Origin of the sequence: Methanohalophilus sp. DAL1 (assembly GCF_001683555.1) — an archaeon.
Lineage (GTDB): Archaea > Halobacteriota > Methanosarcinia > Methanosarcinales > Methanosarcinaceae > Methanohalophilus > Methanohalophilus euhalobius.
Map to the genome: position 1 here is coordinate 1 of NZ_MAFX01000056.1, position 26091 is coordinate 26091.

Here is a 26091-nt window from a genome sequence, read left to right on the forward strand (position 1 = left end):
AAGGAAACTAAATCGCTTCCTTAAAAAGAAAGGTTCCCTTAAAAAACGCAAGGAAAAGGAAGTTATTATTAACAAGGTATTGCCCCGCATGGCGGAAAAACTGGCAGAAACACTTGACAGGGAAGTACCGGATATCAATCCTGTTGTTGCCAGGGTAATGGGCAACCTGCTCGTTGACAGGCAATATGATGATGGTAATACCAATGTATCCATCAGGACAAAGAATTTTGGAAGTAAGAAAGTAGAATTCAAATTACATGAGATGTTGCCTTTCCAGGTCGAGGCAACCCCGTCACCCAAAGTGGTCAGTATGGGCAATGATTATGATTACATATGGAAAATTGTTCTCAAACCAGGTGAGGCTTTTGCCGTCAATTACCAGTTACCTGACCCGTCGGATGTGAACTCGATCAGGGAGACACCTATTGTTGAAGGGGTTGAGGAAGAGATTGTTACAGGTGCCAGAGCGATAAAGGGGGTTGTATAATGGCTAAGAATGAACACCGTAAGGAGCATGACAGGCTTGCAGAGCAAAGGTTAACGGGTCTTGCATCGGAGTTGTATTCGCATTTTGTGGATGGAAAGATTCCTTATGTGAATATGCCCAGCAGAACCAAGAACAATATTGAATTTAATGAAAATAGTGATGTATGGGTGTATGGCGGCCGGGAGAGTGAAAGAAGTGCCAAGACCGTCAAAGGTGCATTCCAGTTATTGAAAACCTCTCATGTGCTTGATTTTCTTTTAAAGAACCATATCGGGAATAACCGTGGTTCAACTTTGAGGGAATTATACTATATTTCCGAGAACTGGGATATTGCCAAGTTCAAGGAACAACCCGAAAGTGATCGTCTGGTTGAGGACCTTGAGATTATTTCCAGTCTCCAGAGGGAATATTTCCACATGCGTCCCGAAGAAGACGGTGCTACACTTTTTGGTCCCCTGCAGCTGCGGGAAGAGACCAAGCGAGGGGACCGTGATATCCATTGCCAGGAGGATGTGGGTGAAAGTGGTTATCAGATCCCTTTCAATGTGGAGAATATCGATTTCATAGATCATGATGCCAAATTTATAATAGCGATTGAGACCGGTGGTATGTATGCCCGTTTGATTGAGAATGGTTTTGATGAACTAAATGATGCTATACTTGTACATCTCAAAGGCCAGCCCGCTCGCTCGACCCGGCGTATGATCAAGCGTATGAATGAGGAGCTGGGTATTCCAGTTGTGGTTTTTACTGACGGTGACCCCTGGTCCTATCGTATCTATGCTTCAGTTGCATACGGTGCCATCAAGAGTGCCCACCTTTCCGAGTTCATGGCAACTCCTGCAGCCAAGTTTGTCGGAGTGCAGCCTTCGGATATCGTGGAGTATGAATTGTCCACCGATAAATTGACCGATAAGGATGTCGATGCCCTGCGCAGTGAACTTACAGACCCGAGATTTGAAACCGATTACTGGAAAGAACAGATTAACCTGCAGCTTGATATTGGGAAAAAGGCAGAACAGCAGGCCTTTGCGGGCAAGGGTCTGGACTTTGTCACAAAGACATACCTGCCCGACAGGCTTTCAGATATGGGTATAATTTAAAGAAAATCATTCAAAGAATTTTGTGCGTTGCAGCAGTTCGTCAACACTCTTTTTTGTATGGAGGCCTTCCAGCATCCTGTCCCTGTCAATCCACATATCAGCCGCACTCTGAAGGCCGCTTGTTTTATGGGGGACATAATTAATGCCTTCATCAGGTGTGGCCAGACGGTCGGGAAATCCCATTTCCCCTATCTTCCATTCTTTCACGGACACCTGTGCCTCTGTTTTTGTTTGCTCGGTTTTCTCTTCTGACATGGCATCCCTTTTTGCATTTCCCTCAATATATAACTTACCTGGGTTTGCATCAGTAAACTTAATATTCCTCACTTCCCATTAGCGCAAAGGAGTTATTGCAAGTGACGCTGGTTCTTGGCATAGAGGGCACCGCATGGAATCTGAGTGCGGCTGTTGTTAATGAAGATGAAGTTGTCTGTGAGGTGACGCATACATATAAACCGGCAACTGGGGGCATTCATCCTAGAGAAGCGGCTCAACATCATGCCCGGTTTGCTTCCTGGGTGATGTCCAATCTTTTCGACGAACTGGCAGATAAAAGCATAAGTCCCAATGATATTGATGCAATCTCTTTTTCACAGGGTCCGGGTCTGGGTGCCTGTTTGAGGACCGTGGCAACTGCTGCCAGGGCTCTTTCCCTCTCCCTTGAAATTCCTCTGGTGGGGGTGAACCACTGCGTAGCCCATGTGGAGATTGGTAGGTGGAAAACACCTGCAAAGGACCCTGTGGTTCTCTATGCAAGTGGTGCAAATACCCAGGTACTGGCCTACAGGCGAGGAAAATACCGCGTATTCGGGGAGACTCTGGATATTGGTGTAGGAAATGCCCTTGACAAATTTGCCCGCAGCGCAGGCCTGTCCCATCCGGGTGGGCCGCAGATTGAGAGGTATGCAAAGGATTCGGTGAATTACGTAAACCTGCCCTATGTGGTAAAGGGTATGGATTTCTCTTTTTCCGGGCTTTCAACTGCAGCCACAGATGCCCTGCAAAAACATACGCTGGAGGATGTTTGTTATTCTCTGCAGGAGAATGCTTTTGCAATGCTTGTGGAGGTGACCGAGCGGGCACTGGCACATACAGGTAAGACTGAGGTGTTGCTTGGTGGTGGTGTCGGTGCGAACATGCGCCTGCGGGAGATGCTTGATATCATGTGTGATGACCGTGGTGCATCTTTTTATGTTCCTGAAAAACGTTTCATGGGAGATAATGGTGCTATGATCGCCTGGCTTGGTCTTCTTATGTATAAGGCAGGCGATACAATAGGGGTCGAAGATTCTCATGTAAATCCCAATTATCGTCCTGACATGGTGGATGTGACATGGCTGAAGGAGTAAATGAAATGGTCAGGGATGGTGCAGAGGCAAAGGTCATTCGGAAGAATAACCGTCTGGTCAAGAGTCGTATCCCCAAACGCTATCGTGTGCGGGAATTGGATGAGCGGATACGCAGGGAGCGCACCCGTGCAGAGGCCCGTCTGATATCACAAGCCCGCAGGGCCGGGGTGGCGACACCTGTTATCTATGATATTTATAATTCCACCATTGAGATGGACTACATTGAGGGTAAGCCATTAAAATATGTCATCTCTGAAGATTTGTGTGAAAAACTCGGGGAACTCGTGGGCAGGCTCCATGCTGCAGGTATAATTCACGGAGACCTTACGACCTCGAATATCATCTGGGATGGAAGCAGGATGTGGCTTATCGATTTCGGGCTTGCTTTCAGTGCAGAGGACCTCGAATCCCGTGGTGTAGATGTTCATGTGCTCTTCCAGACCCTTCAAAGTTCCCATCCCAACCATGAGGCACTCATAGATGCCTTCTGCAGGGGTTATTATCGCACTCTTGAATCTGCGAAAGATGTACTGGAGAGGGTTGTTGAAATTGAATCGAGGGGAAGATACTCCTGAGTAATCTTTATCATACATTTTTGTTCTTGTACAGTCATATATAATCTATTAATAGCCCATAGTGTGATACCATGCGCAAAATCGTATTCGTTACCGGTAACAGCGGCAAGTTCAGGGAAATCAAGGCAATCCTGGGACAGAGGGGGATTGAGGTCCTCCAGAACACTGATGGTTATCCTGAGTTGCAGGAGGATGATCTGGAACCAATCGCAGCCGAGGGTGCCCGCTGGGCCTGTGAAAAACTGGGAATGCCCGTGATGGTTGATGATTCCGGGCTTTTCATTGATGCCCTGAATGGTTTCCCTGGCCCCTATTCTGCCTTTGTGGAAGATAAGCTTGGCAATCCCAAAGTCCTGAAATTAATGGAGGATGAAGAAAATCGCAGTGCTTATTTCAAATCCGTTATTGGCTACTGTGAGCCGGGTAAAGAACCCCTGACGTTTACCGGTACTGTTGAAGGCAACATCGCCTATGAGGAAAAAGGAGAAGGTGGTTTTGGCTATGATCCTATCTTTCTGTATGGTGCCCGGACATTTGGTGAGATGGGAGATGAGGAAAAGAATAAAGTATCCCACAGAAAGCGTGCTGTGGACAGGTTTGTGGAATGGGTTGACTCAAATTTATGATTGGAGAAGTATTGCTCGAGCCGGTGCCCCATCACACCCTTTTATTTTTAGTGGCAGACAGACAAATCCATAATAACCCGGCTCAACCTTTTTAAGGTCCAGATTCTCAATAATATTGATTCCTTTTCCAAGCAAAATCCTGTGGTTATCCAGTCCTTCCCCGGAATCCATCGACTCAGAATCGATACCCACAGTCAGGAATCCTTTTTTTACAATCCATTCTGCAGCATCCGGGAGTATCTTTGCAAATTTTTGGTCTGATGATTCAGTTTTCAGCAATATGATTTCACTGCTTTTGTCTTTGAAGGAAAAAGTTTTTTCCATTTCATCATTTCCAATTTCGGTTTTCCCGGAATGATCGATCAGATAAGCCCTGCCCACAAGAGAGGCTAATTCCAATTCATCCACTGTGCGCCCACTCTCAAATATGTGAGCAGGAGCATCGATATGGGTTGCAGTGTGACTTCCCATTTCGAGTTTTGAGACACTGTATCCACAGGATTCGATGGAAGCAACTCTCTCGACAGTAACTTTTGGATCCCCCGGATAAACCCTGGTTTCAGGACCGATGGATTGTGTAATATCAATAATTTCCTATGTCATTTCAGATAAAAATCCTTGAATTTTCCAGCACCTGCTCTGCTTCATCCTTTTCAAGACCTGCTCCCATTGCCACTTTCAATGCAGTACTTGTTGTTATCAGGTCTGAAGGATGGTGAGAATCGGTATCCACTACCATTGTCGCACCGCTGAGTTTTGCGATTTTGGCAACATGGCCATTGGTGCGGTTATGTCCGCCTCTTGCGGTAATTTCCAGGCATACATTGTTATCCGCTGCAATTTTAGCTTCTTCTTTAGTGATAAATCCGGGATGTGCCAGGATATCTACATCCAGACATTGTGCAGCTGCACGGTTTGTGCCGGGCAAAACTGGTTCTACCGGACTTTCCCCGTGTACAACAACAATTTCGGCCCCCAGTTCTCTTGCAAGTTTTGCAAGGGATGCTATTTTTTCAGGGGGGACATGTGTTATCTCAATTCCGGGAAGCACCTTTATGTCCATTAGCTCTTCCAGGTATTTTGCCTTGGTAACACAGTTGAGGATGTGTTCTACATTGGTGAAATCGGCATGGTCTGTTAGGCCGATTGCCTCATATCCGAAGGTTTTTGCCCTGCGGACCTGCTCACTTGGAATAAGTTCTCCGTCGCTGAATATTGTATGTGTATGCAGATCTATCATGATAATTCCTGTTGTGTTTTGTACAAAGTATTTATTGTTTGCATTGATAATATCTTCTGTGATAGATGTCCATATTTTTATATCATATGCATGGAATGGATATCTAAATAATTCTTCATGTTGGAGATAATGAATGATGAATAATAAGTCAGGGATTCGCAGGTTGGTTCTGGATGTTCTGAAGCCACATAATCCTTCCATAGTTGAACTTGCAGGTGTGTTGGGTGATTTGGAAGGAGTTGATGGTGTCAATCTTAGTCTTTATGAAATGGATCAGAAAACCGAAAATGTAAAAATCACCCTGGAAGGGCTTGATCTTGACTATGAACTTATCCGTCAGGAAATAGAGAATATGGGTGCCGTGGTCCATAGCGTAGATGAGATTGCAGCCGGTAAAAAAATCATCGAAGAAGTGGAGACTCACCAGGATAGGTGATTCTCATTTTTCTTCTTCAGGACTCTCAAGTCTCTGTATAACATCTGCAAAAGCAAAATTGGGTTTTACATCTCTTACCTTTATGCGCACTTTTTCTCCTTTTTCAGTGTCACAGATGAATACTACAAACCCTTCCACAAAAGCAGTACCGTCGCCGCCGGATCCTATTCTTTCGATAACAACATCATATTCCTCCCCTCTCCTGATTGGTGCGGTAAGGAATTTTTTGCCTACGACGTATATTTCGGCACTTTCTGACCTTGAAGCCTCTGGTGAATGGGCCCGGACATAGGTAAATTCACCTTTTACTTTATCCAGGTATTCCTTGAACATATCTCCCTGGAATACTTTTACTACAAAATTTCCCTGGGGTTTAAGGATGCGGGTTGCACATTCAAGTGCTGATTCGGCCAAAGCGACGGAGCGTGCATGATCCAGGTTCCAGTTTCCGGAAAGATTGGGTGCAGCGTCACAGATAACAGTATCAGCTCCTTCTTCTCCTACTGCTTCCTTGATCTGATTTGCAGTCTCTTCCCGGGTAATATCACCACGAATTATGGTTATTCTGTCCATTGGCTTGATGCGCAATATGTCTACACCGACAACTTTCCTTTTCGTCAGTTCTCTTGCGACTTCAAGCCACCCACCCGGAGCGGCTCCGAGATCTACAACATCACTGTCTTCTCTGATTACATTAAACTTCTTGTTAATCTGCTGGAGTTTGTAAGCTGCCCTTGAGCGATAACCTTCGGCTTTTGCACGCCAGTAATATGTATCTCTTCTATGCCTTGCCATTGGATTGCTTCCTTCATTATATAAGTATAAAAGGTTATGCCTCTTTAAGTTCCTCTATTCGCGCACTCAATGAGAATATATTTTCCTCTATCTCGGTGAGTGCATCAGGAACCCATGTATCAAAATCGTAGTAAATATTTACAAGATCCATGTATTTTTCCTCCAGATCCTGTATGTATTCAGGTTCTGCAGGGGTCTGCACATCATTGATAAGGTTCTCCAGATGTGTGGTCCGCATCTTCAATCTTCTTTTAAAGCGTGTTGCTACTTTTCCCATATCCAGTTCTCTTTTTTCTAACCCAAGCAAATCGAGTGCATCACTCAGTTCCTGTGGGTATTCAGGAAACGCATCTGGCCCCAGAATAAAATATTCTGCCCCCTATGTGTTTTCCATTCCTATTATTTCTTCACAGGATACCTTTTCCAGAAAATGTCTGGAACAACCCTTTTCACACATCTTGAGTATATCTTCCTCTGCAGGGGGTTCATCATCCCTTGCATAGGTGATTTCCTGGGCAGTGCAGGTAATCTCGTGTATCGTGGCTGCTCCCAGTACATCAATTATCCCGGAAAGTTCTTCAATTGAAATCATGATTATTTCTGTATCATTTATGGCTTAATAATGTCATGCCCGTGACGTTCAAGTGGTTGTCAGGCTATTTTTAAATAATTGGATGGTTTACACTCTTCCATAACACAGGCGAAAATCATGCATTCTACACTATGGATCAAAGGAACTAAAAGTAAATCCCTTGAGGGTAAGACCGTTGTGCTGGCAGTTACTGGTAGTATTGCAGCCGTAAGGGTTGTGGAACTGGCACGTGAATTAATACGCAACGGTGCAAATGTCTATGCTGTGATGAGTGAAGCGGCCACGCGTATTCTCCATCCTGATGCATTACATTATGCTACCGGTCATGAAGTGATTACGGATATAACCGGAGGAGTGGAGCATGTGGGAATGTGCGGTATGCAGGGTATGGCAGACCTCTTATTGATAGCTCCGGCAACGGCGAATACTATTAGCAAAATCGCAATGGGAATTGATGATACGCCTGTAACAACTTTCGCAACCACTGCTATAGGTAGCGGGATGCCCACAATAGTTGTACCTGCAATGCATCAGTCCATGTATGACCATCCTGCGGTGCATTCCAATCTCGAAAAGCTTGGAAGTTATGACATCAGTTTAGTTGGTCCGCGTGTAGAGGAAGGGATTGCCAAGATAGCTTCAAATGATGATATTGTCCTGGCAGTTGAGCGGCAACTTATGGGGAAAAAACTTGCAGGCAAGAAAATAGTGCTGACATCCGGTGCAACTGCCGAAGCCATTGATCCTATCCGTATACTCACAAACCGGGCTTCCGGCAAAACCGGTCAGGAATTGGCCAGGGAAGCCTTCCGGCGGGGCGGGGATGTTACAATAATCCACAGGAATGAACTGGATGTGGATGGTATAAATGAGGTTTATGCAGAAAGTGCAGCCAGTATGCTGGATAGGTGCATGGAAGAAATAGACAGGGGATGCGATGTATTCATAAGCTCGGCTGCGATTTCGGATTATACACTTGATTCTTCAAGATCCAAAATAAAATCAGGCCAGAACCTTATTCTTGAAATGCATCCCACTGAAAAGATTTTGCCACAGGTACGAGGCAATCATCCCTACATAGTGATTGTGGGCTTTAAAGCTGAAACCGGTGTTGATGAAAAAGAGCTTGTGGGAAGTGCGGCCCGTATGCTTGAAGAATACGGTCTTGACATGGTAGTTGCCAATGATGTGGGGGGAGGGGGAATGGGCACCTCTGACAATTCCGTATATATCCTGCAGGAGGGTCTTTCACCATCTCATTATAGTGGGTCCAAACGTTACCTTGCATCTGTAATAATGGACCAGCTTGAGCAAATCCTGTTGTGAGGGTTTCTATGGACCCAAAACAAAAATGTGTAACATGCTTTGCTCCGGGACATATAACGGGTTTTTTCACAATCCATGAAAACGATGACCCGGCCTTGAAGGGCACTACGGGTTGTGGTGTAGTTCTTAACAGAGGGGTCACTGCAAAAGTAGGTGTGGGGCCCGATATTACAGAGACAGAGATATTCCTGAGTGGTTCAAGGAAACAAGCACCTGTAACTTCTCATCTGGTTGCCTCTCTCACCTGTGAACCTGTAAGGATAGAATCTCATGCTGATATCCCCGTAGGCTGTGGCTTTGGTGCTTCCGGTGCAGGTGCACTGGCAACTTCCTATTGCTTAAATGATCTTTTCTCATTGGGCCTGACTCAAAATGAACTCGTGGAAGCTGCTCATATTGCCGAAGTTGTAGGGGGAGGTGGACTGGGCGATGTGGAAGCCCAGGCACACGGCGGGATTGTCATCAGGAAAAGACCGGCTCCGATTACAAAAGGAGGCCTGCTGGATCGTATCGTTTCTTCCTCTTTTAGTGTACACTGTGTGGCTCTGGGTAAATTGTCTACAAAAACAACCCTTGACGATTCATCTATGACTGGAAAGATCAATATTGCTGGCAAAACCGCAATGAATAACTTGCTACAGAATCCGACAATTGAAGAATTTATGCGCCAATCCCGCAGTTTTAGTTTTGAACTGGGTCTTTTGAGCAAGGGGGCAAAAGACATTATCGAGGCTGTGGAAAATGTTGGTGGATTTGCTTCACAGGCTATGCTTGGAGATGCGGTTTTTGCTATTGCTGGCCCGGAGTGTACCGATGCTGTCATCAGGGATACGATAAGTGAATTCGGTACAGTATTTAGCAGTACAATTGCAGGTACTTATTGACATCTCTGCAAATTCTATCTTTTTCTTTCATATTGACATAAGAATTATTGCAAAAAGGGCGGATATCACTCCTAACCACTGTCTGGGGGCAAGTTTTTCTTTTAGTATAAAATATGCAAGCAATACCGTGATACCCGGGCTTAATGAGGATAGAATTGTGGTAATATCCAGTCTGCCTGCTTCTGAAGCCAGGGTAAAGAATGTACCTCCTCCGGTATTGAAAAGTCCTGCAAGAACAATTACAGGCAGTACGTCAATGGAAGGGGGTTTCACTTTTACTGATCCTGTCAGTGTGACAAAACCTACAAACATCAATAAGGCTGTTCCTCTGGCAAAGGCCAGTGGCCAGAATATGGCAGTTTCACTGAAATTATCTATGGATATAAAAAAGAGTCCAAAGCCCATTCCCGCTAGAAAAGGATACTTCAGGTCATTTATTTTGACTTTTGGTCCGTTATCCATACTGACAATAAGCCACACTGCTATAAAAGCGAAAATGAATCCTGCAATTCGCAGGATTTCCGGAAATCCTTCATAAAACGCAGAGTAAATTACCGGGACAATGGCCGATATCATTGCAGCCACCGGGGCAACTATACCCATTTTTCCTTCAACCAATCCCTGATAGAGGGCTAACAATCCGGATGTTCCAAAAAAACCTGCAAGACATCCCCATAACAATTTACTTAATGGGGGCAGGTTTTCTGAGAAAACAAATGCGAGTATTGGAAAAAGTACAACTCCTACAATCTGGGTTACCAGAACTACTGAATATACGTTAGTGCGCCTTGAAGCACAACCACCGGTGAAATCCCCCGCCCCCCAGGAAACGGCAGATGCAAGGCCAAAAAAGATTGCCATAAGTTCAACAGGGATCATTTTGGATTCTCCGGTTCATTTGTGGATTCACATTGGCTGATTGGTGTATTTGGTGTTAAATCTGCGCTTTAGTCGATAGATTGAAGTAGTCTTCAGGTGAGATTATTCATAAAATTAGCTGCAGATAACCACGTCTGAATCTCATATCTGGATTTCCTTGCAGGATTGCAATTTGATATTTTGTATCCGGAGGCATTTAATGACAGGCATCACACTAAAACAAAGATTTTTAGATTCCCTTGCAGGAAAGGATGTTGACAGGGTACCGGTCTGTTCGGTTACCCAGACAGGTACAATTGAACTGATGGAAGCCACGGGCAGCCATTGGCCGGAGGCACATTATGATGCTGAAAAAATGGCTGCACTGGCTATAGGTGGGTATGAGGTGGCCGGTCTGGAAGCCGTACGTTATCCTTTTGACGGTACGGCCATAGCCCAGACCCTGGGATGCACAATAAAGGAAGGAACTTTTGATTCACAGCCATCTGTTCTTGACAATCCCTGTAGCAATAAGGAGGATGTAGGGAAATTCAATCTCCCTGATAATTTCCTGGAAAGCGAACGCATATCCACCATACTGGATGCCACGAAAATTGTCCGGGAAAGGGTTGGGGAAGACATTCCTGTTGTTGCAGGCATGCTTGGTCCTGCTGCGATTGCTATCTCTCTTGTGGGTGCAAAGAATTACCTTATGTGGTCCCTCACGGAGCCGGAAATTATGCGTGAACTGCTCGGTATGGGTGTAGAAGTATGTGTGAAATATTCAAATGCCCTTTTCGAAAGGGGTGCGGATGCAATCTGTATGCCGGATTCCGAAGCAGGACCTGATTTGCTACCTCCAGATATCTTTGAATCCCTGGTTCTTCCGGAATATGGCAAAATCTGTGCCGGCACTGATGGGCCAATGATATTGCATATGTGCGGAGATGCCACTGCAATCCTTGAACCTATGGCTTGTTCCGGATTTGAAGGATTGAGTATTGAAGAAAAAGTGGATGCCAAATATGCCAAAAGGATAATTGGGGACAGGGCTTGTTTAATAGGCAACGTCTCGCCTGTAGATATCCTCCTTTCGACTCCTGCGGAAGAAGTGAAAAGACAGGCTAAGATGTGTCTTGAAGACGGTGTGGATATTCTTGCCCCGGGTTGTGGACTTGCACCATATACTTCGCTTGAGAACCTGAAAGCCTTCGTGGAAGCAAGGGACGAGTACTATAAGGGTTTAAATCCCGAGTTATAAGAAGGTGCAAATACCTGTTTTTCTTTTGAAGCAACAATTAATTGGTCGATTTATATTTGTTCTGATTATTGAGGTGTAAAAAATTGACTGGCATTCCCCGAACACATCCTCGTTATCATTCCCTGATTGCAAGGGAAAATATTGTTGAAGGTGTGAATAAAGGTATTACGAGTATGCAGGGTCTTGTGGCTCAGGGCAGAGGTGAATGTTTTGACTACCTGCTTGGTGAAAGGACTGTTCCTTCGGCTTTACTTGCAGAAAAGATAGCTTCTGCATTGCTTCTCCTGGCAGATAGACCGGTCATTTCGGTAAATGGCAATACATCGGCCCTTGTCCCTGAAAAAATGGTTGAGCTTGCATCTGTCACAGGAGCATCCCTTGAAGTCAATCTCTTTCACCGTACCGAGGAGAGAGTTTCTCGTATAATCTCTCATCTGGAATCCTTTGGTGCGACCCGTGTGCTTGGGGTACGAGGGGATGGCAGGCTTGATCTTGAACATGCCCGGGCTATTGTGGACCAGGAAGGAATCTACAGTGCAGATGTGGTTCTTGTTCCCCTGGAGGACGGGGATAGATGCCAGAAATTGGTGGAGATGGGTAAAACTGTTATTGCAATCGATTTGAATCCATTTTCACGCACATCAAAGACAGCCACCCTTACGATTGTGGACAACGTGAGCCGTGCGATGGTAAATCTAATCAGTTATTCCCGGCAGTTTGGAAACTGTAGTCATGAAGAGCTTGAGCAAATTGCAGGGGATTTTGATAACGCTACATTTCTCAGAGAAGCTGTTGGAGAACTAATGGAGAATCTTAAGAATCAGTGAAGGTGATCATTTATGGATATTATTGAAATTACAAGAGATTATGTGTCAGATGTACTCTCCGATGAACCCGGTAGCCATGATATGGGTCACGTGGAGCGGGTCGAATCCCTTTGCATGTATATAGGGGAAAAGGAAGGGGGAAATCCTGATGTATTGAGGCTTGCTGCCCTATTGCATGATGTGGGTTTTGTTCGCGAACATGAGGAAGGCGGTGATCATGCATTGTATGGTGCTGAAATCGCAGATTCTTTTCTGGCTGACAAAGAAGTTGATGAAAAAACCATTGAACACGTTGTATCCTGCATACGTACTCACAGATTCAGCCGGGGTATGATTCCCGAATCAATCGAAGGGCAAATTCTACAGGATGCGGATAGGATTGATGCCCTGGGTGCGGTAGGTATTTTCAGGTCACTGGTTTCAATGGGGGCTTTGCGAGGCTTAAAACATGCCAATGGTACTGTGAAGGAAAGTTCCATGAATGCCTATGCACAAAATCCTTTTGAAGGTTTTGAAGAATATATGGAAAGGAAGCCTTTTAAGATAATGGACAGTCTGAATACATGCACTTCCAGGGATATTGCAACAGAAAGGCTGAAAATTATGGAAACTTTCCTTGAACAGCTCAAAAAGGAAGTTTATTGATATTGGAGGGGTTTTATGGTTGATATTTTGATCAAGAACGGTCACGTCCTTACTATGGATCCTGATTCAGGAGATCTCAAAAAAGGGGAGGTTGCCATTGAAAATGGCAGGATTGTCTATGTGGGTCTCTCTTATAATGGCAAGGCAGACAAAATAATAGATGCAAGCGGTTCGGTGGTCATGCCCGGTCTGGTAAATACCCATAATCATGCAGGAATGACACTTTTAAGGGGTTATGCCGATGATCTGCCCCTTGCAGAATGGCTTGAGGATTATATCTGGCCTGTGGAAGAAAAATTGGGGCCGGAAGAAATCTATGCAGGGGTTAGGCTGGCATGCCTGGAGATGATAAAATCCGGAACAACCACCTTTGCTGACATGTATATTCATGAGCAGGCAGCTGCTCGTGCAGTTGAGGATTGTGGTATGCGTGCAGCCCTTTCCTATGGTATGATTGATTTTGGAGATCCTCAAAGGGCAGCATCTTCCCTGTTAAAAGGCAGGAATTTTGTAAAGGATTTCAATGGTGCAGCCAATGGGCGCATATCTGCTATGTATGGTCCACATGCCCCTCATACCTGCTCTCAGCAATTCCTGCGGGATGTGCGTAAGCAGGCTCGCAAGGATGGTGTAAAAGTTCATATCCATGTGCTTGAAACCGAAGCTGAACTGAACCAGATGAAAGAGAAGTATGGCAAGTGTTCGGTCAACATGCTTCATGACATTGGTTTTTTTGACAGTGATGTACTTGCTGCTCATTGTATCTGGCTTTCAGAGGGAGATATGGACATTTTGGCTGAAATGGGAGTTCATGTGAGTCATGATCCAGTGAGTAATATGAAAATGGCAGCAGGGATCGCACCGGTGCCAAAGCTGCTTGAAAAGGGTGTGAATGTATCCCTGAGTACGGATGGATGTGCTTCAAACAATAATCTTGATATGTTCGGGGTAATGAAAATGGCCGCCCTTCTTCATAAAGTTGACAGTATGGACCTAACTGTCATTGATGCCCGGAAAGTGCTTGAGATGGCCACTGTAAACGGGGCAAAGGCACTTGGAATTGAGGCCGGTATGATCAAGGAAGGCTACTATGCCGATTTGATTGTTGTGGATATGAAACGTCCGCATCTCACTCCATTGTATGATATCGATTCGCATCTTGTATATTCGGCTCTTGGTAGTGATGTCACAACAGTGTTGGTGGATGGAAAAGTGCTCATGGAAAACGGTCAGGTTCTATGTATGAATGAATATGAGATAATGGTGGAAGCTTCTAAAGCTGCGAAAAAGACTGACAGTCAGCATCTGATTGATGTTCTGGGTTTGCAGGATTATTCAGATGATCAGTAATTTTATCCACTATATAACTTTTAATATTGAACGTCTGTGGCTACAATCAGGTGGCTCTCTTTCAATACCTACTCGCAATATTTGGCTAGAGATCCATAAAAACAGATTCTATTTATTATTTTTGAAGTGAAATATATATCTGCTTTCTTATATTCTGTAAAAATAATTTAAAAACCTTCAATTTGGAAACACATATATAGTATGGCGTAGTATGTGATGTCAATCAATTACGATTAAAATTATGGTGGAATTATTATGTTCGTGGTAAACAATGATTTCCATTGATCCTCGAACTTCCCACTATATTATGCTATAGGGATGTTACAGTGTGGAATTATCCATTCTTGACATTTGATTGCGAATTCAAATCTAAATGTATGTCCGTTCATCCGGGCCTTTAACGTATCCGTTCAATCGGACCTTATAACGTATCCGTTCAATCGGACCCTTAGTGTATCCGTTCAATCGGACCCTTAGTGTATCCGTTCAATCGGACCTTTAAGATAAAACAGGAGTGTGAAAATGAGCAAACTCAAATATGACCACGTATTTACTTCAGAAGCAGTCGGGGCAGGGCATCCAGATAAGATATGTGATCAGGTGTCTGATGCAGTTCTGGATGCATGTCTGGAAGTTGATCCTGACAGTCGTGTGGCATGTGAAACACTTGTAGCCCATGACCTTGTGGTAAATGCAGGTGAAATTACCTGTAAAGGTATGGAACAGATTGATACAGAGAGTATAGCACGTGAAGTTGTTCGTGATATAGGGTATGATCATAAGGACCTTCTTTTCTGGGACAAATCCTTTGAATACATTTCAAAAATCCACGAACAATCCCCTGATATTTCTATGGGAGTTACCGAGGGCACTGGGTTATATGAAGAACAGGGTGCAGGGGACCAGGGTATGATGTTTGGTTATGCTACCAATGAAACAGATGAATATATGCCTGCTCCAATTGCATTTAGCCACAGGTTACTCCGGTATCTGGATTCTATCCGTAAGGAAGGTAGGGTGTCCTACTTAAGACCGGATGCCAAATCACAGGTTTCAGTGAAATATGTAAATGGAAAACCAGACCACATAACAGCTGTAGTTATATCACAGCAGACTGACGACATCCCACTTGAAACAATTCGTAATGACATGGTAGGATTTATCAATGAAGTCCTTGAGCCAACCGGCATGTTGAGGTCAGACACCGAGTATTACATAAACCCAACAGGCGGATTCGTTCTAGGAGGTCCCTATGCAGATGCAGGACTTACCGGACGTAAGATAATTGTGGATACTTATGGAGGAGTGGGCAGCCATGGTGGGGGAGCTTTCTCGGGTAAAGATCCTTCCAAGGTTGATCGCTCAGCAGCATACTATGCAAGATATGTCGCCAAAAACATAGTTGCAGCAGGTCTTGCTGATAAATGTGAAATCCAGGTGGCCTATGCCATTGGTGTCGCAAAGCCTCTCAGTATCAATGTTGATACCTATGGTACAGGTGTAGTAGAAGATCAGGAAATCCAGAATGTACTGGAATCCGGTGAAATATTTGATTTCAGACCGGCAGCCCTGATAGAAGATCTGAATTTACTGCATCCTAAAGGGTGGTCATACAGGCAGGCATCTTCTTATGGCCATTTTGGCAGGAATATTTTCCCCTGGGAACAGCTTGACAAGGTGGATAGCCTCAAAGGAAAATTCAATCTCAACGTAGTGAAATGATTTTTAATTATTGGTGAAAACATGGTTACAAATAAGGATTATAAAGTTAAGGATATTGGACTTGCTGACGCAGGTCGCAAGCAGTTAGATATAGCTGAACAGGAAATGCCGGGTCTTATGGCCACACGTGAAAAGTACGGGCCTATGAAACCACTTAAAGGAGCACGTATAAGTGGCAGTCTTCACATGACTGTTCAAACTGCAGTACTTATTGAAACACTGGTTGAACTCGGTGCAGATGTGCGCTGGGCGTCATGTAATATTTTCTCGACCCAGGATGAAGCAGCAGCTGCAATAGCAGAAACAGGTGTTCCGGTTTTTGCATGGAAGGGTGAAACACTTGATGATTACTGGTGGTGCACCAAACAGGCATTGACCTGGCCAGATGGTAAAGGCCCCAATCTCATTGTGGATGATGGTGGAGATGCCACCCTGATGATGCATCGTGGGTATGCAGTAGAAGATGATCCTTCAATCCTTGATGAACCTACAGACAACAAGGAACTTATAGCCCAGAACGAAGTGCTTAGAAAATCCCTGAAGGAAGATCCTCAATTCTGGCATAAAGCGGTTGCTGATTGGAAGGGTGTGTCCGAGGAAACAACCACCGGTGTGCACAGATTGTATCACTGGGAAAGGAAGGGAGATCTTCTTGCACCTGCTATAAATGTCAATGACTCTGTAACCAAAAGTAAATTCGATAATGTTTACGGATGCAGGGAATCTCTTGTGGATGCCATTAAACGTGGTACTGATGTGATGATTGCAGGTAAGGTCGCAGTAGTCTGTGGCTATGGTGATGTCGGTAAAGGCTCAGCAGCAGCACTTGCCAATCACAAAGCAAGAGTGATTATTACAGAAACCGATCCAATCTGCGCACTGCAGGCATTGATGGAAGGATACTCTGTTATGACTGTTGAGGATGCACTACCCTACGGGGATATTTACGTGACCACAACAGGAAACTGTGATGTCCTCACAACCGAACACATGTCTAACATGAAAGACCAGGCAATCGTCTGTAATATAGGCCATTTTGATAATGAGATTCAGGTTGATGCACTTAACAAGATGGATAATGTGAAAAAGGTCAACATCAAGCCACAGGTAGATGAATACCAGTTCCCGGATGGGCATTCTATATATGTGCTGGCAGAAGGCAGGCTTGTCAATCTGGGTCTTGCAACAGGTCACCCGAGTTTTGTCATGTCCAACAGTTTCACAAACCAGACACTTGCACAGATCGATCTCTGGGAGACCCCAAAGGAAGTGGGTGTTTATCGATTGTCAAAAGTGCTGGATGAAGAGGTCGCAAGGTTGCACCTTGAAAAACTGGGTGCTAAATTGACCAAGATGTCACAGGAACAGGCTGAATACATCGGTTTCCCTGTTGAAGGGCCGTACAAACCAGAACACTACCGGTACTAAATAATTAAGTTATGGATGTTTTGATGAGGGCTGCCAGGGTGGGAGTCCTTATTTTATTTCACTTAATTCATTCTGTATTCATGAATGCATGAGCCAGGCGAATAGCAACAATCGACTGTATTTGTAAATATACTACATAAATAACAATAGGAGGATCTACATGAACCAATATGAAAAACAGGATTTTGGAGAGAATCCAATAGAAGTAAGGGAATCTGACCATTATGAGGAAGAGTATGTTCCTGGATTTGTTGATAAATGGGACGAACTCATCGATTGGGAAAGCCGTGCCAAGAGCGAAGGGGACACTATCATAAACATCCTGAAAGAAAGGGGTGTTAAGAAAGTACTCGATGTGGCAACAGGCACCGGTTTTAACTCTGTTCGTTTACTTGAGGCAGGTTTTGATGTCGTAAGTGCAGATGGCAGTGCAGAAATGCTTGTCAAGGCCTTTGATAATGCCCGTGATCATGGGTATTTGATGAGGACCGTTCAGGCTGATTGGAGATGGATGAATAAAGATATCCATGACAAATTCGATGCTGTTATATGTCTGGGTAATTCATTTACACACCTTTTCGATGAAGACGACCGCAGAAAAGCTCTGGCTGAGTTTTATACGCTGTTGAAACATGATGGTGTATTGCTTCTTGACCAGCGTAACTATGATGCCATACTGGATGATGGTTATTCCAGTAAACATGCCCATTATTACTGTGGTGATACTGTATCAGTCTATCCGGAACATGTTGATGAAGGGCTTGCCCGCTTCAAATATGAATTCTCGGATGGTTCTGTCTACAATCTCAATATGTTCCCCTTGAGAAAAGATTACACCAGGCAACTTCTGCATGAAGTTGGTTTCCAGAAAATAAACACCTTAGGGGATTTCCAAGAGACCTACAAAGAGGATGAGCCTGATTTCTTCCTCCATGTTGCAGAAAAAAATTAAAAAATATGGGAAGATGAATTCAACATGTCTGAAAACCAAAAAACCGCAGTAGATAAAGCACAGGAATACTACAACAGCGATGACGCCGACAATTTTTACTTTACCATTTGGGGCGGCGAGGATATCCATGTTGGTCTCTATAATTCAGAAGATGAACCAATATTTGACGCCAGTCGACGTACAATTGAAAGGATGGCATCAAAAATAAGCAATCTGGATAAGGATAGTAAGATTCTGGATATCGGAGCTGGTTATGGTGGAGCTGCCAGGTATCTGGCCAAAAAATATGGATGTCAGGTAGTTGCTCTTAATTTGAGTGAAGTAGAAAATGAACGCGACCGAAAAATGAATGAAGATCAGGGTCTTGACCATCTTATAACAGTTGTTGATGGTAGCTTTGAAGAAATTCCCTATCCCGATTTCTCTTTCGATGTAGTGTGGTCCCAGGATGCAATCCTTCATAGTGGTAATCGTGAACAGGTTCTCAAAGAAGTTGCCCGTGTGCTGAAAAGTGGCGGAGATTTTGTATTTACTGATCCGATGCAGACTGACGATTGTCCGGAAGGGGTCTTGCAACCAATACTGGACCGTATCCATCTGGAATCTCTCGGTTCACCCGGTTTTTATCGGGAATCTGCCAAAAAGTATGGTATGAAGGAAATTGAATTTGAGGAACATGCTTCCCAGCTGCCGACTCATTATGGAAGAGTGTTGAAAGAAACTGAAAGCCAGGAAGATGAGCTCTCCAGGGTAGTCAGTCAGAACTACATCAATAATATGAAACAGGGTCTCAATCACTGGGTACACGGTGGTAATAACGGATATCTTACCTGGGGTATATTCCACTTACGTAAAAAATAATTGGAATAATTACCTTTTTTTATTTTCATATGGATGGTCTATAATTCAAACTAGAATCATAATTTAGGAGTACATATAAATGGACAAAGCTTTAATTTGTGGATCTTTTGCTTTTGATAATATCATGGTTTTTAATGACCAGTTCAAGAATCATATTTTGCCGGATAAAGTGCATATATTAAATGTGTCATTCCTTGTACCTGAACTGCGTCGTGAGTTTGGAGGTTGTGCGGGAAACATAGCCTATAATCTCAAGTTACTAGGTGGTAATCCCCTCCCGATGGGGACGGTTGGTACAGATTTTGAGGATTATGCAAAATGGATGGATGAGAAGGGTATCAACCGGGAACATGTGAATGTGGTTGATGGCACATTTACAGCACAGGCTTTCATTACAACAGATATGGATGACAACCAGATAACTGCCTTCCATCCCGGGGCAATGAACTATTCTCATAATTATTCAGTACTTGATGTAAATGATCCTGCGGTGGGCATTGTATCACCGGATGGCAGGGAGGGTATGATTCAGCACGCACGGGAATTTGTGAGTGCGGGTATACCTTTCATCTTTGACCCCGGTCAGGGCCTGCCTATGTTTGATGGTGATGAATTGATGGAATTCATAGAGCAGGCTACCTGGTTGACAGTTAACGACTATGAGTGGCAATTGATTCAAGAGAGGACTGGCAAGAGTCAGGAGGAGATATCTGCAAAGCTCAAAGCTCTTATAGTTACAAAAGGTCCGGAAGGTTCATTGATCTATAAAGACGGGGAGGTAATCCAGATTCCTGCTGCCAAACCAGCTGCTTTGCAGGATCCCACGGGTTGTGGGGACGCATATCGTGCTGGCTTGCTCTATGGTCTAACAAATGACCTGGATTGGGAAACCACAGGACGGATTGCATCTTTGATGGGTGCTATAAAAATTGAACACCAGGGTACCCAGAACCATCACTTTAAGCTAGCAGATTTCAAGAGACGTTTCAAGGAAGCCTTCGGTACGGTCTTTTAAACAAAATCGGACTAATTTCAGGTGGAAGAAGTTCTGGTCTATTACACCATAATTTCTTCTTATTTTGTTTATTTGGAGCTATTTGTATTTGTATTGATGGGGTTGCTTATGTTGCAATTACACATGCAAATGATTTGGGAATTTTGGGGTTATTTGCATTTGTGGTTAATTTACAAGTGCGGGTTGCAATATTGCAACCTGTCGTGACGTCTATGGTTGCATTAATAAGGTTTAAGTATTTTACAGACAAAGTATATTCATTCATCAGTTTTTGTTTTTCCCAAATATTGTCGGTGTTTCCTTTGTGTGGGATTAGAAATTGTAAATAGTTTTTCTATAGAATCATTATCAAATGAGGTATTGTATGATCGATGAGGGACTTATTGAATCTGGTGAACAAAAGATCGAGTGGGCCAGGAATCATATGCCTGTTCTTTCTATAATCAGGAAGGAATTCGAAGAAGAAAAACCTCTGAAAGGTCACAGGATAGCAATGGCACTTCATGTAGAGGCAAAGACCGCCGTATTGGTAGAAACCCTTGCTGCAGGAGGCGCCGAGATTGCTATTACCGGTTGCAATCCTCTGAGTACGCAGAATGATGTGGCTATGGCTCTGGATACGAAGGATAATATCGATTGTTTTGCAAAATATGATTGTTCCAGCAAGGAATATTACGGCTCTATTGACAGAGTACTTGATATTGATCCGGATATAACCATCGATGACGGTGCGGACCTGATTTTTAAGCTTCATACGGAAAGGACCGAACTCCTTGATTCAATACAGGGTGGGTGTGAGGAAACTACCACAGGAATCCATCGTCTCAAGGCAATGGAAGCGGAAGGAGCCCTGAGGATGCCGGTAATTGCCGTAAATGACGCTATGACCAAATTCCTTTTTGATAACCGTTATGGTACGGGGCAATCTTCCTGGGATGCGATCATGAGGACTACCAACCTGTTAGTGGCGGGTAAGACCGTTGTCATTGGTGGCTATGGCTGGTGTGGTCGTGGTGCTGCGATGCGGGCTTCAGGTCTGGGTGCAAATCTCATTGTGACGGAAGTGGATCCAATACGTGCTCTTGAAGCAAAAATGGATGGCTTCAGGGTCATGCCTATGCAAAAAGCCGCTCTTTATGGTGATATCTTTGTGATGACTACTGGGAACACTGATGTACTGAACAGGGATCATTTTGAGTTGATGAAAGATGGTGCAATACTTGCCAATTCCGGGCACTTCAATGTGGAAATAAATCTGGAAGATCTTGTTGCATTGTCTTCTTCAGTAAGGGATGTCAGGAAAAATATCAAAGAATATACGGTAGGCGGTAAACACATTAATGTTCTTGCCGATGGCAGGTTGGTAAATCTTGCTGCAGGCGATGGTCATCCGGCTGAAGTGATGGATATGAGTTTTGCGAACCAGGCCCAATGTGCGCGTTATATTGCCGAGAATAAACTCGACATAGGGGTGCATGCGGTACCTTATGATCTGGATGTGCGTGTGGCCAGGCTGAAACTGGAATCTCTTGGTGTCGAAATAGACTCATATTCCCCCAAACAGGCAGAATATATGGGTGGCTGGGAATGTGGAACATAAACAGCTAACTTTGTAAAGTCCGGAAATGATGCTATATATATCTTGTTTGTAGTAGTGTCCTACTGCTTCTTTATTTTCCGCAATTATGGTTCATTTTTATGCGTTGGAGGCATTTGATTTTCGGTAGAAGTGCCCTCTACAATAAACCTTATATACAATGCCACTCATGTATTGGCGCTGCCTAAGGGTGGCATAAATGGTGTATGCAGCAAATATTGTGGGCTCGTAGCTTAGTCAGGCAGAGCGTCTGGCTTTTAACCAGACGGTCTAGGGTTCAAATCCCTACGAGCCCGCCACAAAATTATGGGAAACATTTACCTGCAGATTTTTTAGGAGGATATTATTTGAGTAAGTTCAGCCTGCTTGATCATGAATTCATTCCCCGTCATGAAATTATTGATGAGGATGAAATAAAATCTGTTCTTAAAGAGTATAATATTGGTAGGGAACATCTACCTAAAATCAAGATAGAAGATCCTGTTATTAAAGAAATTGGTGCTGAAGTGGGAGACGTAGTAAAAATTACCCGCAAAAGCCAGACTGCAGGAGAGGCCCCCTATTATCGGTATGTAATTGAATGACATGCATGACTAATATTCGCCGGGTTTCTGTCCCGTTCATTGATTTTGTTCTCACGCTTACATTCGCATGCGCTACGTTGTTTGCCTGAATATTCTATATTAACTTAAAAGAAGGTGCTAGCATCGCTTTGGATACCAGTTTTCTGTCGGAAGCCTATTTTACAAGGGATAAAATCGTACAACACCACATCGATTCATATAACAAATTTTTAAACAACGGTCTTCAGAAAGTTATCGATGAACAACATGTCATCGAGACTGACATTGAGGATATATACGTCAAATTAGGCCGCATCAGAGTTGAAAAACCGGTTGTCAAGGAGGCGGATGGTGCAATTGAAAACCTCTACCCCAATGAGGCCAGACTCCGCAACCTTTCTTATTCTGCTCCTCTTTTCCTCGAAATGTCCGTGGTCAAAGATGGAGAAGAATCCGAACCAAGGGAAGCCAAAATTGGACAACTACCGGTTATGATCAAATCCGAGATCTGTAATCTTGTTGGAATCGATGATGAGGAAATGATCGAACACGGAGAGGATCCGCTTGATCCAGGAGGCTACTTTATCGTTAATGGTACCGAAAGGGTAGTTATGACCCTGGAGGATCTTGCACCCAACAAGATACTGGCCGAAATCGGAGAGCGTTATGGAGATCGTATAGAAGTTGCAAAGGTTTTCTCCCAGCGCAGAGGTTACAGGGCACTTGTGGTGGTTGAAAGAGGCAGGAAAGCCCTGCTGGAAGTTTCCTTCCCCTCCATCTCCGGAAGGATTAATTTCATCACTCTTCTCAGGGCTCTTGGTGTTGAAACAGATGAAGATGTCGTCAAAACGGTTTCAACAGATCCGGAAATAATGAAGTTCATGTTCGAAAACCTCGAAGAGTCGGAAGTAGATACAGTAGAAGAAGCGATTGAGAAGATTGGTATGAAGGTGGCCTCCGGCCAGGCAAGCGAGTATCAGGTCAAGAGGGCAAATTATGTTATCGACAGGTATCTGCTTCCACATCTAGGTAATGAACCGGAGGACAGGGTGGCAAAAGCCCATTTCCTGGGTCGCATGGCCGAATCATGTTTTGAACTGGCTCTTGACCGTCGTAGTGCGGATGATAAGGATCACTATTCCAACAAGCGCCTGAAACTAACGGGTGACTTGCTGGAAGATCTTTTCAGGGTGGCATTCAACCGCCTGACACGTGATGTCAAATACCAGCTTGAAAGAGCAAATATGAGGAACAGGGAATTGAATGTTTCTACATTGGTTAGGGCAGATGTCCTTACAGACCGCCTCCAGCATCCACTTGCAACAGGTAATTGGGTTGGAGGAAGGAGTGGTGTATCCCAGTTGCTTGATCGTACTGATTATATCTCTACACTTTCCCACCTCAGGCGAGTAATATCTCCTCTTTCCAGGGCACAACCTCACTTTGAAGCCCGTGATCTGCACTCTACTCAGTGGGGCAGATTGTGTCCTTCAGAAACACCAGAAGGTCCCAACTGTGGTTTGGTGAAAAATTTTGCCCAGATGGTGGAACTATCCACAGGGGTGGATGATTTCGATAAAGTGAAAAATGTTCTTTATGGACTTGGTGTGGCACCGGTGCAGTTTCATGTGCCTGAAAAGATCCTTAAGTATTCCAATGAGATAGGAATTGATGCAGAGGAACATGAAATGCCAGTAGATGATTTGATCAAATCCCCCGGATATCAGGATATTACTGATCATAGTGGTAAGAAATCTCTCGGTAATGGGAAGGTGATTCTTGGTGACTGATGCCAAAGTATTCCTGAATGGTGAATTAATAGGCACGCATCCTGATCCTGTCAATCTTGTGGAAGATATTCGCAAGCAAAGAAGGGCCGGTATGCTTTCCAGACAGATAAATGTAGCTCTTTACGAAGATATTCATGAAGTGATCATCAATTCCGATATAGGTAGGGCAAGAAGGGCGCTTGTAGTAGTGGAAAACGGCTCGCCTCTTGTTACTGAAGACCATATTGACAAGCTCAAAAGCGGAGATTTGACGAGTGCAGATCTCATCCGGCAGGGTCGTATTGAATACCTGGATGCCGAAGAAGAAGAAAATTCATATGTAGCTCTCTATGAGAGTGATATCACTCCCAAACACACACACCTTGAAATAGATCCCTCTCTGATTCTGGGTATCTGTGCAGGTATGGTCCCTTATCCGGAACATAATGCATCCCCCAGGATTACCATGGGTTCGGCTATGATCAAACAATGTATTGGGGTGTCCACTTCCAATCTGAAACTCAGGCCTGATACTCGTGCACACGTGTTACATTACCCCCAGAAAGCACTCACACGCACACAGACATGTGAATCAATTAACTTTGATGAAAGGCCTGCGGGTCAGAACTTTGTTGTGGCTGTAATGTCCTATGAAGGTTATAATATTGAAGATGCGCTGGTTTTTAACAAAGGATCCATTGAAAGAGGTCTGGGTAGAAGCCACTTCCTCAGGACTTTTGAGGGCGAAGAACGTCGTTATCCCGGTGGGCAGGAAGATAAATTTGAGATTCCCGATTCGGAATTCAGGGGTGCACGTAGTGCGGAAGCCTATGCGAACCTGGATGTTGACGGGCTTGTCAATCCGGAGACCACAGTTGGGCCTAATTCAGTATTGATCGGTAAGACCAGTCCTCCGCGTTTCCTTGAAGAACAAACGGATTTCGGTATCACCGTAGAACAGAGAAGGGAAAGTGCAATCACCATGCGCTCCAATGAAAAAGGTGTGGTTGATACTGTTCTGCTTACTGAATCCATTAACGGTACCAGGCTCACCAAGGTAAAGGTCAGGGATCAAAGGATTCCTGAGATTGGTGACAAGTTTGCTTCAAGGCACGGTCAGAAAGGAGTAATCGGACTTATAGTTCCATATCACGATATGCCCTTCACAGAATCCGGAATGGTTCCGGATCTGGTAATCAATCCTCATGCAATCCCTTCACGTATGACAGTTGCACATGTTCTGGAAATGATCGGTGGTAAAGTAGGATCTGTAGAAGGAAGACGTATCAATGCAACTGCCTTTTCCGGAGAAAAAGAAGATGACCTGCGTGCAGGTTTACAGAAACATGGTTTTTCGCACACCGGTAAAGAAGTCTTTTATGATGGTGTGACCGGTAAAAAGGTCCAGGCCGATATATTTGTTGGTGTTATTCTTTATCAGAAGCTACACCACATGGTAGCATCCAAGATGCATGCAAGGTCCCGTGGCCCAGTTCAGGTTCTCACACGCCAGCCAACCGAAGGACGTGCCCGTGAAGGTGGTCTGCGATTTGGTGAAATGGAAAGGGATGTACTTATTGGTCATGGTGCAGCGATGACCCTTAAGGAAAGATTGCTTGATGAATCTGATAAGGTTGAAGAGCTTGTCTGTAGTAATTGTGGCATGATCGCGACCTTTGACCGCAGGCGTAATGTGAGGTACTGTTCAAACTGTGGATCAGAAACGGACATCCACCGTGTAGAAATGAGCTATGCATTCAAACTTTTGCTGGATGAAATCAAATCCCTTGGAGTAGCTCCGAGGCTCAGACTTGATGATGCTGTGTGATG

Annotated in this window: 27 protein-coding genes, 1 tRNA gene and 1 pseudogene; 22 read left to right on the plus strand and 7 right to left on the minus strand. The window is 44.2% G+C overall.

All coding sequences use genetic code 11. The annotated features are described in order from the left end of the window. Both A9957_RS09555 and A9957_RS09560 read left to right on the plus strand, forming a co-directional pair. Nucleotides 1-487: pseudogene (locus tag A9957_RS09555) on the plus strand (DNA topoisomerase VI subunit B); the annotation flags it as partial. After that, a complete protein-coding gene (locus tag A9957_RS09560) occupies nt 487-1590 on the plus strand; it encodes a DNA topoisomerase IV subunit A (protein ID WP_096712962.1) in 1104 nt (367 codons plus the stop codon). The pseudogene A9957_RS09555 and the gene A9957_RS09560, both read left to right, overlap by 1 nt. A 6-nt stretch (nt 1591-1596) precedes the next feature. Here the strand turns inward: A9957_RS09560 and A9957_RS09565 are convergent, their stop codons facing one another. Next, nucleotides 1597-1845 (minus strand): hypothetical protein, encoded by a 249-nt coding sequence (locus A9957_RS09565; RefSeq protein ID WP_128754525.1) that lies wholly within the window; start codon nt 1843-1845, stop codon nt 1597-1599. Nucleotides 1846-1946: 101 nt separating this feature from the next. Here A9957_RS09565 and A9957_RS09570 point away from each other — a divergent pair, with 101 nt between their 5' ends. The 3 genes from A9957_RS09570 (at nt 1947) to A9957_RS09580 (ending at nt 4140) form a co-directional block, all read left to right on the plus strand. Next, nucleotides 1947-2939, plus strand: coding sequence for a bifunctional N(6)-L-threonylcarbamoyladenine synthase/serine/threonine protein kinase (locus A9957_RS09570; protein ID WP_096712960.1), 993 nt, complete (start codon nt 1947-1949; stop codon nt 2937-2939). Continuing rightward, entirely contained in the window at nt 2924-3514 is a 591-nt protein-coding gene (locus A9957_RS09575; RefSeq protein ID WP_241645985.1) for a Kae1-associated kinase Bud32, read from the plus strand. The genes A9957_RS09570 and A9957_RS09575 overlap by 16 nt, the downstream gene beginning before the upstream one ends. A gap of 71 nt (nt 3515-3585) precedes the next feature. Then, nucleotides 3586-4140: an XTP/dITP diphosphatase gene (locus A9957_RS09580; protein WP_096712959.1), complete on the plus strand. Its 555-nt coding sequence runs from the start codon at nt 3586-3588 to the stop codon at nt 4138-4140. Here the strand turns inward: A9957_RS09580 and A9957_RS09585 are convergent. Both A9957_RS09585 and A9957_RS09590 read right to left on the minus strand, forming a co-directional pair. Continuing rightward, nucleotides 4135-4731 (minus strand): cyclase family protein, encoded by a 597-nt coding sequence (locus tag A9957_RS09585; protein WP_096712958.1) that lies wholly within the window; start codon nt 4729-4731, stop codon nt 4135-4137. The genes A9957_RS09580 and A9957_RS09585 overlap by 6 nt on opposite strands. 13 nt (nt 4732-4744) lie before the next feature. Beyond that, a complete protein-coding gene (locus A9957_RS09590; protein WP_292344038.1) occupies nt 4745-5380 on the minus strand; it encodes a histidinol phosphate phosphatase domain-containing protein in 636 nt (211 codons plus the stop codon). 133 nt (nt 5381-5513) lie between these two features. Between A9957_RS09590 and A9957_RS09595 the strand changes: the two genes are divergently transcribed. Continuing rightward, nucleotides 5514-5816, plus strand: coding sequence for a DUF211 domain-containing protein (locus A9957_RS09595; RefSeq protein ID WP_096712956.1), 303 nt, complete (start codon nt 5514-5516; stop codon nt 5814-5816). A gap of 3 nt (nt 5817-5819) precedes the next feature. Here the strand turns inward: A9957_RS09595 and A9957_RS09600 are convergent, their stop codons facing one another. From A9957_RS09600 to A9957_RS09610, 3 genes are all read right to left on the minus strand, one after another. After that, nucleotides 5820-6611 carry a 23S rRNA (uridine(2552)-2'-O)-methyltransferase gene (locus A9957_RS09600; protein WP_292344040.1) on the minus strand — a complete coding sequence of 264 codons (792 nt, stop codon included), beginning with the start codon at nt 6609-6611 and terminating at the stop codon, nt 5820-5822. 34 nt (nt 6612-6645) lie between these two features. After that, complete coding sequence (locus tag A9957_RS09605; RefSeq protein ID WP_123151397.1) at nt 6646-6888, minus strand: hypothetical protein; 243 nt, start codon at nt 6886-6888, stop codon at nt 6646-6648. Nucleotides 6889-6990: 102 nt separating this feature from the next. Continuing rightward, nucleotides 6991-7203, minus strand: a complete 213-nt coding sequence (locus A9957_RS09610; RefSeq protein WP_292344042.1) for a hypothetical protein — start codon at nt 7201-7203, stop codon at nt 6991-6993. 117 nt (nt 7204-7320) lie between these two features. On the opposite strand from A9957_RS09610, the gene coaBC reads away from it, so the two are divergent. Beyond that, on the plus strand, nt 7321-8529 hold the full coding sequence (coaBC, locus tag A9957_RS09615) for a bifunctional phosphopantothenoylcysteine decarboxylase/phosphopantothenate--cysteine ligase CoaBC (protein ID WP_292344044.1): 1209 nt from the start codon (nt 7321-7323) through the stop codon (nt 8527-8529). 8 nt (nt 8530-8537) lie between these two features. After that, complete coding sequence (locus A9957_RS09620; protein WP_128754530.1) at nt 8538-9413, plus strand: pantoate kinase; 876 nt, start codon at nt 8538-8540, stop codon at nt 9411-9413. A 27-nt stretch (nt 9414-9440) separates the two neighbouring features. Here A9957_RS09620 and A9957_RS09625 read toward each other — a convergent pair whose 3' ends face one another. After that, nucleotides 9441-10292, minus strand: a complete 852-nt coding sequence (locus tag A9957_RS09625; protein WP_292344046.1) for a DMT family transporter — start codon at nt 10290-10292, stop codon at nt 9441-9443. Between the two features lie 199 nt (nt 10293-10491). On the opposite strand from A9957_RS09625, the gene mtaA reads away from it, so the two are divergent. The 14 genes from mtaA (at nt 10492) to rpoB (ending at nt 26089) form a co-directional block, all read left to right on the plus strand. Continuing rightward, a complete protein-coding gene (mtaA, locus tag A9957_RS09630; RefSeq protein WP_292344048.1) occupies nt 10492-11532 on the plus strand; it encodes a methylcobamide:CoM methyltransferase MtaA in 1041 nt (346 codons plus the stop codon). A gap of 83 nt (nt 11533-11615) precedes the next feature. Next, the gene (locus A9957_RS09635) at nt 11616-12359 is read left to right on the plus strand and encodes a 4-phosphopantoate--beta-alanine ligase (protein ID WP_292344050.1); all 744 of its coding nucleotides are present in this window, start codon (nt 11616-11618) and stop codon (nt 12357-12359) included. 12 nt (nt 12360-12371) lie between these two features. Continuing rightward, nucleotides 12372-13004, plus strand: a complete 633-nt coding sequence (locus A9957_RS09640; protein ID WP_292344052.1) for an HD domain-containing protein — start codon at nt 12372-12374, stop codon at nt 13002-13004. A gap of 15 nt (nt 13005-13019) precedes the next feature. After that, nucleotides 13020-14354: an amidohydrolase family protein gene (locus A9957_RS09645; RefSeq protein WP_096712946.1), complete on the plus strand. Its 1335-nt coding sequence runs from the start codon at nt 13020-13022 to the stop codon at nt 14352-14354. Nucleotides 14355-14876: 522 nt separating this feature from the next. Then, on the plus strand, nt 14877-16076 hold the full coding sequence (metK, locus tag A9957_RS09650) for a methionine adenosyltransferase (RefSeq protein WP_096712945.1): 1200 nt from the start codon (nt 14877-14879) through the stop codon (nt 16074-16076). A gap of 21 nt (nt 16077-16097) precedes the next feature. Further along, nucleotides 16098-17504 (plus strand): adenosylhomocysteinase, encoded by a 1407-nt coding sequence (ahcY, locus tag A9957_RS09655; protein ID WP_096712944.1) that lies wholly within the window; start codon nt 16098-16100, stop codon nt 17502-17504. A gap of 160 nt (nt 17505-17664) precedes the next feature. Beyond that, on the plus strand, nt 17665-18456 hold the full coding sequence (locus A9957_RS09660) for a class I SAM-dependent methyltransferase (protein WP_096712943.1): 792 nt from the start codon (nt 17665-17667) through the stop codon (nt 18454-18456). Between the two features lie 24 nt (nt 18457-18480). Beyond that, nucleotides 18481-19317, plus strand: coding sequence for a class I SAM-dependent methyltransferase (locus tag A9957_RS09665; protein WP_096712942.1), 837 nt, complete (start codon nt 18481-18483; stop codon nt 19315-19317). A 79-nt stretch (nt 19318-19396) separates the two neighbouring features. Then, nucleotides 19397-20332, plus strand: coding sequence for a carbohydrate kinase family protein (locus tag A9957_RS09670; protein ID WP_096712941.1), 936 nt, complete (start codon nt 19397-19399; stop codon nt 20330-20332). Between the two features lie 364 nt (nt 20333-20696). Further along, nucleotides 20697-21932: an adenosylhomocysteinase gene (locus A9957_RS09675; RefSeq protein ID WP_096712940.1), complete on the plus strand. Its 1236-nt coding sequence runs from the start codon at nt 20697-20699 to the stop codon at nt 21930-21932. A 219-nt stretch (nt 21933-22151) separates the two neighbouring features. Then, nucleotides 22152-22228: transfer RNA gene (locus A9957_RS09680), tRNA-Lys, on the plus strand. A gap of 48 nt (nt 22229-22276) precedes the next feature. Continuing rightward, a complete protein-coding gene (locus A9957_RS09685) occupies nt 22277-22513 on the plus strand; it encodes a DNA-directed RNA polymerase subunit H (RefSeq protein ID WP_105460701.1) in 237 nt (78 codons plus the stop codon). 128 nt (nt 22514-22641) lie between these two features. Continuing rightward, a complete protein-coding gene (locus A9957_RS09690; RefSeq protein ID WP_292344054.1) occupies nt 22642-24282 on the plus strand; it encodes a DNA-directed RNA polymerase subunit B'' in 1641 nt (546 codons plus the stop codon). Beyond that, nucleotides 24275-26089 (plus strand): DNA-directed RNA polymerase subunit B, encoded by a 1815-nt coding sequence (gene rpoB, locus A9957_RS09695; protein WP_292344056.1) that lies wholly within the window; start codon nt 24275-24277, stop codon nt 26087-26089. Before A9957_RS09690 ends, rpoB begins: the two co-directional genes overlap by 8 nt. Nucleotides 26090-26091 lie beyond the last annotated feature (2 nt).